This window comes from Streptomyces sp. HUAS CB01 (genome assembly GCF_030406905.1).
In the GTDB taxonomy this organism is placed as follows: Bacteria; Actinomycetota; Actinomycetes; order Streptomycetales; family Streptomycetaceae; genus Streptomyces; species Streptomyces chengbuensis.
This window is the reverse complement of record NZ_CP129137.1, coordinates 4,070,667-4,084,667: the sequence shown is the minus strand read 5'-3', so window position 1 is coordinate 4,084,667 and position 14,001 is coordinate 4,070,667. Positions and strand designations below refer to the sequence as shown.

Below are 14,001 nucleotides of genomic sequence, written 5' to 3'. Positions count from 1 at the left end.
GATACCCGTGAGGGGTTGCTTCTTATTACCGACGGGTAGCATCATCGTAGCTACTTGCTGGTAGATGTACGAGGAACCCTGCCTCCTCCCCGATCCGTTACGGAGCCGTCGCCATGGGGCACTACAAGTCGAATCTCCGCGACATCGAGTTCAACCTCTTCGAGGTCCTCGGGCGCGACAAGCTGTACGGCACGGGCCCGTTCGCGGAGATGGACGTCGAGACCGCCAAGAGCATCCTCGACGAGATCGCCCGCCTCGCGGAGAACGACCTCGCCGAGTCCTTCGCCGACGCCGACCGCAACCCGCCGGTCTTCGACCCCGAGACCAACACCGCCCCGGTCCCGGCGAGCTTCAAGAAGAGCTACAAGGCCTTCATGGACTCCGAGTACTGGCGCCTGGGCCTCCCCGAGGAGATCGGCGGCACCACCGCGCCGCGCTCCCTGGTCTGGTCCTACGCCGAGCTGCTCCTCGGCTCGAACCCGGCGATATGGATGTACTCCTCGGGCCCGGCGTTCGCCGGCATCCTCCACGACGAGGGCAACGAGGCGCAGAAGAAGGTCGCCCGGATCGCGGTCGAGAAGCAGTGGGGCTCCACCATGGTCCTCACCGAGCCCGACGCGGGCTCGGACGTCGGCGCCGGCCGCACCAAGGCGATCCAGCAGGACGACGGCTCCTGGCACATCGAGGGCGTGAAGCGCTTCATCACCTCCGGTGAGCACGACATGGAGGAGAACATCCTCCACTACGTCCTCGCCCGCCCCGAGGGCCACGGCCCCGGCACCAAGGGCCTGTCCCTCTTCCTCGTGCCGAAGTTCCACTTCGACTGGGAGACCGGCGAGCTGGGCGAGCGCAACGGCGTCTACGCCACCAACGTCGAGCACAAGATGGGCCTCAAGGCGTCCAACACGTGCGAGATGACCTTCGGCGACAAGCACCCCGCCAAGGGCTGGCTGATCGGCGACAAGCACGACGGCATCCGCCAGATGTTCATGATCATCGAGTTCGCCCGCATGATGGTCGGCACGAAGGCGATCTCCACGCTCTCGACGGGCTACCTCAACGCGCTGGAGTACGCCAAGGAGCGCGTCCAGGGACCCGACCTGGCGAACTTCATGGACAAGACCGCGCCCAAGGTCACCATCACCCACCACCCCGACGTGCGCCGCTCGCTGATGACGCAGAAGGCGTACGCGGAGGGCATGCGCTCCCTCGTCCTCTACACCGCCGCGGTGCAGGACGAGATCGCGTTCAAGGAGGCCGCGGGCGAGGACGCCAAGTCCCTGCACGGCCTCAACGACCTGCTGCTGCCGATCGTCAAGGGCTACGGCTCCGAGAAGGCGTACGAGCAGCTCGCCCAGTCGCTCCAGATCTTCGGCGGCTCCGGGTACCTGCAGGAGTACCCGATCGAGCAGTACATCCGCGACGCCAAGATCGACACCCTCTACGAGGGCACCACGGCGATCCAGGGCCAGGACTACTTCTTCCGGAAGATCGTCCGCGACCAGGGCGCCTCGCTGAACCTGCTGGCCGAGGAGATCAAGAAGTTCCTCGCGGTCGGCACCGGCGGCGAGGAGCTGGCCGGCGCCCGCGACGCCCTCTCCAAGGCCGCCGTGGACCTGGAGGCGATCGTCGGCCGGATGCTCACCGACCTCACCGCCACCGGCGAGGACGTCAAGAACATCTACAAGGTCGGCCTCAACACCACCCGCCTGCTGCTCGCCTCCGGCGACGTCGTCGTCGGCTACCTGCTGCTGCGCGGTGCCGCCGTCGCCGCCGAGAAGCTGGAGACCGCCTCCGCCAAGGACAAGGCGTTCTACCAGGGCAAGATCGCGGCCGCGAAGTTCTTCGCCGCCAACGTCCTGCCGGGCGTCTCGCTCGCCCGCGAGATCGCCGAGGGCGTCGACAACGACCTGATGGAGCTGGACGAGGCGGCCTTCTAGTCCCCTCTCGCACCGCATCCGCCGCGAAGGCCCGCTCCCGTCCGGGGAGCGGGCCTTCCGCCGTGCCGGGGCCCACCGCCCCGTGCCGCGCCGCGCACCGCCCGTCCCCCGGGCGGAGCGGCCGCACGAGGAACGCTCGTTAAGGTGAACACCATGAGCAGTCGCGCAGCCTCCCCGTCGCCCGCCCCCTTCGACCGCGGCCACACCGAGGACATGATGTCCTTCCTGGCGGCGAGCCCCTCGCCGTACCACGCCGTGGCGAACGCCGCCGAGCGGCTGGACAAGGCCGGATTCCGGCGGGTGGAGGAGACCGACGCCTGGGACGGGACCAGCGGCGGGAAGTACGTGCTCCGGGGCGGCGCGATCATCGCCTGGTACGTGCCTGAGGGCGCACCGGCCCACACCCCCTTCCGCATCGTCGGCGCCCACACCGACTCCCCCAACCTCCGGGTCAAGCCCCAGCCCGACATGGGCGCGCACGGCTGGCGGCAGATCGCCGTCGAGATCTACGGCGGACCGCTGCTCAACTCCTGGCTCGACCGCGACCTCGGCCTCGCCGGGCGGCTCACCCTGCGGGACGGCTCCACCCGCCTGGTGAACATCGACCGGCCGCTGCTGCGCGTGCCCCAGCTCGCCATCCACATGGACCGCTCGATCTACGAGAAGGGGCTGCAGCTCGACAAGCAGAAGCACATGCAGCCCATCTGGGGCCTCGGCGACACCGTCAGGGAAGGCGATCTGATCTCGTTCCTGGAGGAGGAGAGCCGACTCGGACCCGGCGAGGTCACCGGCTGGGACCTGATGACCCACGCCCTGGAGGCCCCCGCGTTCCTCGGCCGCCACCGCGAACTCGTCGCCGGTCCGCGGATGGACAACCTCCTGTCCGTGCACGCCGGCACCGCGGCGCTCGCCGCCGTCTCCGGCCGGGACGACCTGGCGTACATCCCCGTGCTCGCCGCCTTCGACCACGAGGAGAACGGCTCCCAGGCCGACACCGGCGCGGACGGCCCGCTCCTGGGATCGGTGCTGGAGCGCTCGGTGTTCGCCCGCGGCGGCACGTACGAGGACCGCGCCCGCGCCTTCGCCGGCACCGTCTGCCTCTCCTCCGACACCGGCCACGCCGTGCACCCCAACTACGCGGAGCGCCACGACCCCACGCACCACCCCCGCCCCAACCGCGGGCCCATCCTCAAGGTCAACGCCAACCAGCGGTACGCGACGGACGGCAGCGGCCGGGCCGTCTTCGCCGCCGCCTGCGAGCGCGCCGGCGTCGAGTGGCAGACCTTCGTCTCCAACAACGCGATGCCGTGCGGCACGACGATCGGCCCGATCACCGCGGCCCGCCACGGGATCCGCACCGTCGACATCGGCGTGGCCATCCTCTCGATGCACAGCGCCCGCGAACTCTGCGGCGCGGACGACCCGTACCTGCTGGCCAACGCGCTGGCGGCGTTCCTCGAAGGCTGATCTCTCGCCGGCGCTCCGCCGAGAGCCGCCCGGCGCCGGGCCGCTTTCCTGCGTAGGTGTCGCGGACCGGGGTACCCGGAGGTCCTACATCGACACAGGAGGCGGAGATCATGGGCCTGGGAGGCTGCATCCTGCTGATCGGCGCGGGGGCGATTCTCACCTTCGCGACCGACTGGAAGACCGAGAGCGTCAACCTCGACCTGGTCGGGCTGATCATGATGGCCGTCGGCATCATCGGCGTCGCCACCTTCACCAGCATCGCGCGCCGTCGCCGCGCGGTCGTGCCCCCGGTCGCCCCGACCGTGGTGGAGGAGCCGCGGAGCGGCTACGAGCGCTGACACGGCACCGGCCGGCGGCACTGCGAGGATCGGACCCGGACGCCGGCCGCACACCCCGGCCGGCGTCCGCCGGCATCCCCTGACATCCGCTGACAACTGCGAAACACCCTGCCGGGCAGGGTGTTTCGCATGGTTCTCCTGGGACAGGGGACGGCCCTCGTGCGTCATCGGGGCCCGTCCCGGAAGAAGCGCGCCGCCGTGCTCGCAGCGGCGGCCGCGGTCGTCGTCACCCTCGCCGGACTGCTCATCCACCATTACAACGACCGTCCGCCGTGGGCCGACGACGTCGCCTACGAAGGCGGCTACCTGCTCGCCAACCGCATCCGGAAGGCGGACGTCACCGGCGAGCGGACGAAGGAACTCCTCGACGGCGGATGCGCCCGGCTGCTCCGGGAAGGCGCCGGAGCGCGCCGGGCCACCCACAACCCCGGTCTGTGGGTGACCGGCTGCCTCGACGCCGCAGCGGGGCGCGAGCCCACCGAGCAGGGCCTGTTCCACTGACCCCGCCCGGTCGCCACCCCCACCCGCCGGGCCGCACCGCCGGGACCGGCTACGCGTCGTCCATACCCGCGAGCACCAGCGGCAGCCGCGCCACACCGTCGCGCGTCACCCGGACCGGAACACCCCAGTCCTGCTGGTGCACATGGCACGCCGGATACTCTCCCCCAGTCTCCGACCGGGAGGTGCCCCCAGCCGGATCGTCGCACGAGGCCGCCATCGCCGACACGTGCAGCACGCCTTCCGTCACCGCCGGATTCAGCTCCAGCTCCCGGAACAGGTCCGTGCCGGCACCCTCGCCCGCGGCCAGCAGCTCCGGCGGGGTCGACGACACCAGCAGCCTGGTCGAGGGGCCGTAACGGGTGTCGAGCTTCTGCCCCTCGGGCGCCTGGAAGACCACGTCGAGCCGCAGCGTCCCCGGCGCCACCTCGGTGGCCGCACGCTGCGTACGGTGCGCCACCGCCTCCACCCGGACGGCCTCCTCGGGCAGCCGCAGCCGCGTCAGCCGGTGCCGCGCCGACTCCACGACGACGATCTCGTCGCCGTCCAGCACCGCGCCGGACGGCTCGCGCAGATCGGTCGCAAGGGTCGTCACCGTCCCGGTCGCCGGATCGTAGCGACGGAGCGCGTGGTTGTACGTGTCCGACACCGCCACCGAACCGTCGGGCAGCGCGGTGACACCCAACGGGTGCTGGAGCAGGGCCTGTCCGGCTTCCCCGTCGCGGTGCCCGAAGTCGAAGAGACCGGTACCGACCGCGGTGTGCACGACACCGTCGGTGCCGATCCAGCGCAGCGCGGACGTCTCCGCGTCCGCGATCCACAGCCGGTCCTCGGTCGCGGCCAGACCGGAGGGCTGCGCGAACCACGCCTCGGCCGCCGGGCCGTCCACCAGGCCCTCGTTGGTGGTGCCGGCGGCCACCTCGACCGTGCCGGTCTCCGGGTCGTACGTCCACAGCTGGTGGACACCCGCCATCGCGATCCACACCTTGCCCTGCCACCAGGCCACGTCCCACGGCGAGGACAGATCCACCTCCAGCGCCGGCCCCGACGTCGGCGACCCCTGCCACCACTGCCGCCCCGTCCCCGCCACCCGCTCGATCGCGCCGGTCCCGGGGTCGAACGTCCGCAGGGCGTGGTTCACGGTGTCGGCGACGATCACCTTCCCCGACGGCAGCAGCGCCAGCCCCTGCGGCTCGCGGAAGTCACCGTCGCCGATCCGCCGCACGACGGTCTCGCCGTCCGCCTCCAGCTCGACCAGCTGGTGCCGCGTCGAATCCGAGACCAGGAACCCCCCGGAGGGCAGCCGCACGGCCTTCCCCGGGAAGCGCAGATCCGTCGCGACCGGCTCCGGCGGCACATAGGGCCCGTCCCCCCGCCGCAGGGTCCCCTTCGCCTCGTGCTCGATCTCCAGCTGCTCCACGAGCCGCTCGATGGCATGCGCGTGGCCCTCCCCGGCGTGCTGCGCGACGACGTACCCCTCGGGGTCGATCACCACGAGCGTCGGCCACGCCCGGACCGCGTACTGCTTCCAGGTCGCGAGCTCGGGGTCGTCGAGGACGGGATGGTGGACCTCGTACCGCTCGACGGCGTCGGCGACGGCCCGGTGCTCGGCCTCGTGCACGAACTTCGGCGAGTGCACACCGATGATCACCGTGGTGTCGCGGTGCTTCTCCTCGAGCTCGCGAAGCTCGTCCAGGACGTGCAGACAGTTGATGCAGCAGAACGTCCAGAAATCGAGAATGGTGATGCGTCCTCGCAGGTCGGCGAGGGTCAGCTCGTTGCCTCCGGTGTTCAGCCAGCCGCCCTTGCCGATCAGCTCGGGGGCACGGACACGGGCACGGCGGCGGGGCGCGGGGGAAGCGGCGTTCATGCGTTCAAGGGTGCCACTTCCGGAGTGCGTGCCCCCGGGCGGTCCAGCGCCGGGTCCGCGAGATGCCGCCCCTCCCGGGATGCCGCGCCGGGTCGCGGCGGCACGGGGGGCGGGGCCCGCGGAGCGTCAGGGCCGGGCGGCGGCCGGCGGTGCCAGGCCCAGCCGGCGGTCCTTGAGGGCCGGGAACTGGTCGCGGGTCGCCGCCGGCTTCTTCGGGTCGAGGTCGACCGTGAGGACCTCCTCGCCGGCGCCCGCCTCCGCGAGCACGTCTCCCCAGGGGTCGACGACGATGCTGTGGCCCGCCTGCTCCACGCCCGCGTGGGTGCCGGCGGTGCCGCAGGCGAGGACGTACGCCTGGTTCTCGACCGCGCGGGCCCGCGCCAGGAGGGTCCAGTGGGCACGGCGCCGCTCGGGCCAGCCCGCGGGGACGACGAGGACGTCGGCACCGGCGTCGACCAGACCGCGGAAGAGCTCCGGGAAGCGCAGGTCGTAGCAGGTGCCGAGGCCGAGGGTGGCCTCCGGCAGCCGTACGGTCACCAGGTCCTCGCCCGCGGCCATCATCACGGCCTCGCCCTTGTCGAAGCCGAAGCGGTGGATCTTGCGGTAGACGGCGGCGAGGCGCCCCTCGGGGGAGAGGACGAGCGAGGTGTTGAAGAGGCGGCCGTCGGGGGCCCGTTCGACGACGGAGCCGGCGTGCAGCCAGACTCCCGCATCGGCAGCGGCCTTCGCCATGATGCGGCGGGTCGGGCCGTCCAGCGTCTCGGCCTCCGTCTCGAAGGACTCGTACGCGAAGGCCCCGACGGGCCAGAGTTCGGGGAGGACGACGAGGTCGGACCCGCGCTGTTCCCCCACCAGTTCGGCCGCTCGGCGACGGCGGGAATCCACCGGTTCGTCCCGGTCTACTGCGATCTGGATGAGTGAGGCGCGCACACTACCACCGTCCTGGCATTCGAGCCGTCAACACGGGCCTACGATCGTCACACGAAAGCACTGCCGGGGTGCCCAAGGGCAGCGTACTGTTCTCTCCCGGGGGTCACCCCCAGGACCCCCGGCAGCCGCCTGCACCCAGCCCGCGCACGACCGCCGAGGGGTTCCGTGACCGTCCATCCCAGTCTCCAGACCTACGCCGACGCCTGGGCCCACTCCGTCGAAGCCATATCCGAGCTGGTGCAGCCGCTCACCGAGGGGGAGTGGAACCGCGCGACGCCGTGCCCCGGCTGGTCGGTGCGCGACATCGTGTCGCACGTCATCGGCATGGAGTGCGAGATGCTCGGCGACCCGCGCCCGATCCACACCCTGCCGCGCGATCTCTACCATGTGCGCAGCGAGTTCGCCCGCTATATGGAGATGCAGGTCGATGTGCGCCGGCACCACACGGCGCCGGAGATGACCTCCGAGCTCGAGTACACGATCATCCGGCGGAACCGGCAGCTGCGGAACGAGAACCGGGCGCCCGACACGCTGGTGCGTGCTCCGCTCGGTGCGGAGCAGACGCTGGAACTCGCCTACCGGATGCGGGCGTTCGACATCTGGGTGCACGAACAGGACCTGCGCGTCGCGTTGGACAAGCCGGGCAACCTCGACTCCCCCGGCGCGCTCGTCGCCCGTGACAACTTCCTCGCGGTACTGCCGAGGGTCGTCGCCAAGGACGCCGGGGCGCCGCCGCATTCGGCCGTGGTCTTCGACGTGCACGGTCCTGTGGAGTTCCTGCGGACGGTGCGGGTCGACGCGGACGGGCGCGGCACCATCGACGGCGCGCCCTCGCTGGGCCCGGCCGCGACGCTGGCGCTGGACTGGGAGACGTACGTGCGGCTGGCGGCGGGTCGGGTGAGGCCGGCGGCCGTGGCCGACCGGATCAAGATCGAGGGCGACGCCGACCTCGCGGCGGCGATCCTGGAATCGTTCGCGGTGACGCCTTAGGTCCTGGCCCGTCGCCGCGATGACCAGTGGCGCCGGGCTTGTGGTCCGTCAGCGGCCCGGGGCGCCGGCGGTCCGTCAGCGGCCCGCGGCGCCGTGGCCTGTGGTTCGCCGGCGCCCGGGCGCCGGCGGTCCGGCCGTCGCGCTCGACGGCCTCGCGGCACGCCGGGAACTCCGCCTCGGTGATGGTCGGCACGCGGCGGCGGCCCTGCAACGTCCGGCGGGTGGGCGTGCGGCCGTCCAGGCACGCGGGTTCGCGTCCGCCCCCGGCGCGCACCGCGTGGCTCACGCCGGGACGTGCACCGCTTCGACCCGGCTCGCCACCAGCCGCTCCCGCTCCCGCCGTGCGGTGCGGGCCCGCAGTCGCAGGATCTGCGTCACGCCCAGCGTCTCCAGGACGAAGACGGACGAGAACGCGATGCGGTAGTCGTCGCCTGTGACGTCCAGCAGCACGCCCACCGCCAGCAGCGTGGTCATGGAGGCCACGAAGCCGCCCATGTTGACGATGCCGGACGCCGTCCCCTGGCGCTCCGGCGGATTGGCGGGCCGGGCGAAGTCGAAGCCGATCATCGAGGCGGGTCCGCAGGCGCCGAGGACGGCGCACAGGGTGATCAGCAACCACATCGGGGCCCGGTCGCCGGGGTGGGCGAGGGTGGCGGCCCAGACCGTGGCCGTCGCCGCGACCGTGCCGAGGGCGAGGGGCGCCCGTGCGGCGTGGTGCCGGGCGATGATCTGGCCGTAGACCAGTCCCACCACCATGTTGGACACGACCACGAGGGTGAGCAGCCCGCCCGCGGTCTCCCGGGAGAGCCGCTGGGCCTCGACGAGGAACGGCAGTCCCCACAGCAGCAGGAACACCATCGCGGGGAACTGGGTGGTGAAGTGCACCCACATCCCGAGCCGGGTGCCGGGTTCGCGCCAGGAGAGCGCGATCTGCCGGCGGACGAAGGCCGCCCCGGCGTGCTCGGCGGGTGGCGGTTCCCGGCCCTCGGGGTGGTCCTTGAGGAAGAGGACGAGCGGGACGAGAACGACCGCTCCGGCCGCCGCGCTGCCCGCGAAGGTGGCGGTCCAGCCGAGGCCGTCCAGCATCCGGGAGACCACGATCGTGGAGACCAGGTTGCCCGCCATGCCGAACAGCGCGGCGACCTGGGCGACGAACGGGCCGCGACGGGCGGGGAACCAGCGGGAGCCGAGCCGCAGCACGCTGATGAAGGTCATCGCGTCGCCGCAGCCGAGAAGGGCCCGTGCGGCGAGGGCCGTGCCGTAGGAGGGGGAAAGTGCGAAGCCGAGCTGTCCGGCGGTGAAGAGGACGACGCCGAGGGTGAGCACCTTCTTGGTGCCGAGCCGGTCGACCATGAGGCCGACGGGTATCTGCATGCCCGCGTAGACGAGCAGTTGGAGTATGGAGAAGGTCGAGAGCGCGGAGGCGTTGACGTCGAAGCGGTCGGCGGCGTCGAGTCCGGCGACGCCCAGCGACGTGCGGAAGATGACGGCGACGAAGTAGACGGCGACCCCGATGCCCCAGACGAGGGCCGCCCGGCGCCCGCCGGGGGGATCGCCGGGCAGTGCGGCGGACTCCCGGTTCACCGCTCCTCACCCCGGACCAGCACCTTGACCCAGCTCAGGTGCTGGTGCACGCAGGCGGCGGCCCGCTCGGTGTCACCGGTCCTGATGGCGTCCAGCATCTCGGCGTGCTCGGCGATGTTCTTGGCGATGCGGTCGGGGTGCGAGTGCATGACGGCGACGCCCATCCGCAACTGGCGGTCGCGGAGCTGGTCGTAGAGGCGGGAGAGGATCTCGTTGCCGGCGTGGCGGACGATCTCCGCGTGGAAGCAGCGGTCGGTGACGGCGACCTCGGCGAGGTCGCCGGACTCGGCGCGCCGCTTCTGCTCCTCGAGCAGTTCCTCCAGGCGTTCGATCAGCCAGGGCGGGGCGGGGACGGCCCGGCGGACGGCGAACTCCTCGACCAGGAGCCGGGTTTCGACGACGTCGGCGATCTCCTGCGCGGAGACGGCGAGGACGAGCGCGCCCTTCTTCGGATAGAGCTTGAGGAGCCCTTCCATCTCCAGTTTGAGGAGTGCCTCGCGGACGGGGGTGCGGGAGACCCCGACGGCCTCGGCGAGTTCGCCCTCGGTGAGCAGGGTGCCGCCCTCGTAGCGGCGGTCGAGGACGGCCTGCTTGATGTGGGCGTAGACGCGTTCGGCGGCAGGGGGCTGTCTCACGGGGGCGGCGGGCATGCGCACAGCATAGATACAACAGGTGTGCAACAGCAGCTCGTGTCCACCATGCAGGACGGAGCGGAGGGCGGGACCGCGCGGCGTGCGGGAGCCGGCCCGGGAGCACGAGGACAGACCCGGAAAGTCCTGCGAGACACACGCCACATCCGTACATCCCTTCACCCCCCTCACGTGTCTTCTATCGGGATCGTTCTTTCTTCAGGTCCCAATCGACTTTGGAAGCCCAGGCTTTCGACGCATACGCGACTATTCGGAGCGTTTCCTTTGAAAACCAGCCACAAGGGCCTGCGCCGCGCCGCCACCGTCGCTCTCGCGGGTGGTCTGCTGCTGACGGCCTCGCCCCTGGCCGCCCCCGCACAGGCGGCCACGCCGATCCCGTCCATCACCGCCAAGGGCGGCTTCCTGCTGGACCAGGCGGACGGCAAGCCCGTCTACGGCAAGGCCAACAACACGCGCCGCCAGATGGCGAGCACGACGAAGCTGGTGACGGCCATAACGGTCCTCACCATCCCGGGCGTGGACCTGAACAAGAAGGTCACCGTCAAGGCCGAGTACCGCAACTACGTCGCCCGCGAGGGCGCCAGCACCGCGGACCTCCGCACCGGTGACAAGCTCACCGTCCGCCAGCTGCTCTCCGGGCTGATGCTGCCGTCCGGCTGCGACGCCGCGTACGCCCTCGCCGACACCTTCGGCACGGGCACGACGACCTCCGCCCGCACGAAGTCCTTCATCGGCAAGATGAACGCGAAGGCCAAGCAGCTCGGCCTGGTCAACACCAAGTTCGACTCGTTCGACGGCATCTCCACGACCGGGAACAACTACACGACCCCGTGGGACCTGGCGAAGCTGGCCCGTCACGCGATGAGCAGCTCCGTCTTCCGTGAGGTCGTCAAGCCGACGTCGTACAAGGCCGCGGCCACGACCAGCACCGGCGGCACCCGCACGTACACCTGGTACAACACCAACAAGCTGCTGGGTTCCTACAGCGGCGCCATCGGTGTGAAGACCGGCACCGGCACGACCGCGGGCCCCTGCCTCGTCTTCGCCGCGACGCGCAACGGCAAGACCTACACCGGTGTCGTCCTCGCCTCGACGACCGGCGACAACCGCTTCACGGACGCCGCGAAGCTGCTCGACTTCGGCTTCGCCTCCACCACCGCCCGCACGATGGAGCTGCGTTCGCTCCCGGCCGGCGCCCAGCGGGACTGATCACCGCACCCGCCGAACAACGAGAAGGTCCCGGGACGCGGCGGCGTCCCGGGACCTCTTTCGTGCGGTGTCGCGTGGTGAACCGGCCGGTCAGGCCCAGGTGATGAGCCTCTTCGGCTGCTCCAGCACGGCGGCGACGTCGGCCAGGACCTTGGAGCCCAGTTCGCCGTCGACCAGTCGGTGGTCGAAGGAGAGCGCCAGCGTGGTGACCTGGCGGGGCTTGATCTTGCCCTTGTGGACCCACGGCTGGAGCTTGATCGCGCCGACCGCGAGGATCGCCGACTCGCCGGGGTTGAGGATCGGCGTGCCGGTGTCGACCCCGAAGACGCCCACGTTGGTGATCGTCACCGTGCCGCCCTGCATGGCGGCGGGGGTCGTCCTGCCCTCACGGGCCGTGGACACCAGCTCGCCGAGCGCCTCGGCGAGCTGCGGCAGGGTCTTGTCGTGCGCGTCCTTGATGTTCGGCACGATCAGACCGCGCGGGGTGGCAGCGGCGATGCCAAGGTTGACGTAGTGCTTGAGCACGATCTCCTGGTTCGCCTCGTCCCAGGCGGCGTTGACCTCCGGGTTGCGCCTGATCGCGACCAGCAGCGCCTTGGCGATGAGCAGCAGGGGGTTCACCCGCAGCCCGGCCATGTCCTTGTCGGACTTCAGCTCCTCGACCAGCTTCATCGTGCGGGTGACGTCGACCGTGACGAACTCGGTGACGTGCGGCGCGGTGAAGGCCGAGCCGACCATCGCCGAAGCGGTGGCCTTCCGGACGCCCTTGACCGGGATCCGGGTCTCGCGGGTACCGGCCACCGCCGCCCCGGAGGGCGCCGCCGCGGTCTCCGCGACCACGGGCTCGGGCACCGCGGGGGGCGCGGGGGCCTCGGCCGGGGCCACGGCCGCCCGGACGTCGTCGCGGGTGATGATCCCGTCGGGGCCGCTGGGCACGACCGTGGCGAGGTCGACCCCGAGGTCCTTGGCCAGCTTGCGGACCGGGGGCTTGGCCAGCGGGCGCGGCGCGGCGGGCGCCGCGGTGCCGTGACCGTTCAGCTCGGCCTGGACGGCCGCCTTGGCCTCGGCCTGTGCGGCCGGCTGGGCCTGCTCGGGCACCGAGGTGCCCTTGCGGGGGCGGCGCTTGGTGGAGGACTCGGCCACGCCGTAGCCGACCAGCACGGGCTGGCGGCCGGTGGGCTTGTCCTCCGCCGGGGCCTCCGGCTCGGCTGCCGCGACCGTGGGCTCGGTGGCCGCCGGCGGCGGCTCCTCGGCCGGGCCGGAGCCCGGCGCCACGTCCACGGTGATGATCGCGGTGCCGACGTCCACGGTGGTGCCCTCGTCGAAGCGCAGCTCGTGCACCACTCCGTCGTACGGGATGGGCAGCTCCACGGCGGCCTTGGCGGTCTCGACCTCGCACACGACCTGGCCGTCGGTGACGGTGTCACCGGGCTGGACGTACCACTTGAGGATCTCGGCCTCGGTGAGTCCCTCGCCCACGTCGGGCATCTTGAACTCACGGAAGCGGGCGGAAGCGTCTGTCATCGTCGTCACGACCCTCTCCTCAGTACGCCAGCGAGCGGTCGACGGCGTCGAGCACCCGGTCCAGTCCCGGAAGGTACTCCTCCTCCAACCGGGCGGGCGGGTACGGAGCGTGGAATCCGCCGACCCGCAGGACCGGCGCCTCCAGGTGGTAGAAGCACCGCTCCGTGATGCGGGCGGCGATCTCCGCGCCCGAGCCGTAGAACACCGGGGCCTCGTGCACGACGACCAGCCGGCCGGTCCTCTCCACCGACCTCTGGACGGCGTCGAAGTCGATCGGGGACATCGAGCGCAGGTCCAGGACCTCGACCGACTTGCCCTCCTCCTGGGCGGCCGCGGCGGCCTCCAGGCACACCTTCACCATCGGGCCGTAGGCGGCGAGGGTGATGTCGGTGCCGGCGCGGGCGACCCGGGCGGCGTGCAGCGGGTCCGGGATGGACTCGGTGTCGACCTCGCCCTTGTCCCAGTAGCGACGCTTCGGCTCGAAGAAGATCACCGGGTCGTCGCTCTGGATGGCCTGCTGCAGCATCCAGTAGCCGTCGGCGGCGTTCGACGGCGAGACGACCTTGAGGCCGGCCACGTGGGCGAACAGCGCCTCGGGCGACTCGGAGTGGTGCTCGACCGCGCCGATGCCACCGCCGTAGGGGATACGGACGACGACCGGAAGCTTGATCTTGCCCAGCGCGCGGGCGTGCATCTTCGCGAGCTGCGTGACGATCTGGTCGTACGCGGGGAAGACGAATCCGTCGAACTGGATCTCGACGACGGGGCGGTAGCCGCGCAGCGCGAGACCGATCGCGGTGCCGACGATGCCGGACTCGGCGAGCGGGGTGTCGATGACCCGCTCCTCGCCGAAGTCCTTCTGGAGCCCGTCGGTGATGCGGAAGACTCCGCCGAGCTTGCCGACGTCCTCGCCCATGACGAGGACCTTGGGGTCGGTGTCGAGGGCCTTGCGCAGCGACTCGTTGAGCGCCTTGGCGAGCGACATCTTCTCTACGGCCATG

General features: G+C 71.4%; 12 protein-coding genes. 6 read left to right on the top strand and 6 right to left on the bottom strand.

Annotated elements, in window-relative coordinates:
- The first annotated feature begins 113 nt into the window (after positions 1-113).
- From QRN89_RS18105 to QRN89_RS18090, 4 genes are all read left to right on the top strand, one after another.
- Complete coding sequence (locus QRN89_RS18105; RefSeq protein ID WP_290350465.1) at positions 114-1,940, top strand: acyl-CoA dehydrogenase; 1,827 nt, start codon at positions 114-116, stop codon at positions 1,938-1,940.
- 153 nt (positions 1,941-2,093) lie between these two features.
- Positions 2,094-3,407: a M18 family aminopeptidase gene (locus QRN89_RS18100; protein WP_290350464.1), complete on the top strand. Its 1,314-nt coding sequence runs from the start codon at positions 2,094-2,096 to the stop codon at positions 3,405-3,407.
- A gap of 110 nt (positions 3,408-3,517) precedes the next feature.
- On the top strand, positions 3,518-3,745 hold the full coding sequence (locus tag QRN89_RS18095) for a DUF6458 family protein (RefSeq protein ID WP_093653705.1): 228 nt from the start codon (positions 3,518-3,520) through the stop codon (positions 3,743-3,745).
- Between the two features lie 129 nt (positions 3,746-3,874).
- Complete coding sequence (locus tag QRN89_RS18090) at positions 3,875-4,246, top strand: hypothetical protein (RefSeq protein ID WP_290350463.1); 372 nt, start codon at positions 3,875-3,877, stop codon at positions 4,244-4,246.
- Between the two features lie 49 nt (positions 4,247-4,295).
- Here the strand turns inward: QRN89_RS18090 and QRN89_RS18085 are convergent, their stop codons facing one another.
- Positions 4,296-6,113 carry an NHL domain-containing thioredoxin family protein gene (locus tag QRN89_RS18085; RefSeq protein ID WP_290350462.1) on the bottom strand — a complete coding sequence of 606 codons (1,818 nt, stop codon included), beginning with the start codon at positions 6,111-6,113 and terminating at the stop codon, positions 4,296-4,298.
- A gap of 126 nt (positions 6,114-6,239) precedes the next feature.
- On the bottom strand, positions 6,240-7,043 hold the full coding sequence (locus QRN89_RS18080; protein WP_290350461.1) for a carbon-nitrogen family hydrolase: 804 nt from the start codon (positions 7,041-7,043) through the stop codon (positions 6,240-6,242).
- Between the two features lie 165 nt (positions 7,044-7,208).
- On the opposite strand from QRN89_RS18080, the gene QRN89_RS18075 reads away from it, so the two are divergent.
- Entirely contained in the window at positions 7,209-8,033 is an 825-nt protein-coding gene (locus QRN89_RS18075; RefSeq protein ID WP_290350460.1) for a maleylpyruvate isomerase family mycothiol-dependent enzyme, read from the top strand.
- Between the two features lie 282 nt (positions 8,034-8,315).
- Here QRN89_RS18075 and QRN89_RS18070 read toward each other — a convergent pair whose 3' ends face one another.
- Both QRN89_RS18070 and QRN89_RS18065 read right to left on the bottom strand, forming a co-directional pair.
- Positions 8,316-9,617: an MFS transporter gene (locus tag QRN89_RS18070; RefSeq protein WP_290350459.1), complete on the bottom strand. Its 1,302-nt coding sequence runs from the start codon at positions 9,615-9,617 to the stop codon at positions 8,316-8,318.
- A complete protein-coding gene (locus QRN89_RS18065) occupies positions 9,614-10,267 on the bottom strand; it encodes a GntR family transcriptional regulator (RefSeq protein WP_290350458.1) in 654 nt (217 codons plus the stop codon). Before QRN89_RS18065 ends, QRN89_RS18070 begins: the two co-directional genes overlap by 4 nt.
- A gap of 285 nt (positions 10,268-10,552) precedes the next feature.
- Here QRN89_RS18065 and QRN89_RS18060 point away from each other — a divergent pair, with 285 nt between their 5' ends.
- On the top strand, positions 10,553-11,476 hold the full coding sequence (locus tag QRN89_RS18060) for a D-alanyl-D-alanine carboxypeptidase family protein (RefSeq protein WP_290353755.1): 924 nt from the start codon (positions 10,553-10,555) through the stop codon (positions 11,474-11,476).
- A gap of 90 nt (positions 11,477-11,566) precedes the next feature.
- Here the strand turns inward: QRN89_RS18060 and QRN89_RS18055 are convergent, their stop codons facing one another.
- On the bottom strand, positions 11,567-13,009 hold the full coding sequence (locus QRN89_RS18055) for a dihydrolipoamide acetyltransferase family protein (protein WP_290350457.1): 1,443 nt from the start codon (positions 13,007-13,009) through the stop codon (positions 11,567-11,569).
- 10 nt (positions 13,010-13,019) lie between these two features.
- A complete protein-coding gene (locus tag QRN89_RS18050) occupies positions 13,020-14,000 on the bottom strand; it encodes an alpha-ketoacid dehydrogenase subunit beta (RefSeq protein WP_290350456.1) in 981 nt (326 codons plus the stop codon).
- Position 14,001 lies beyond the last annotated feature (1 nt).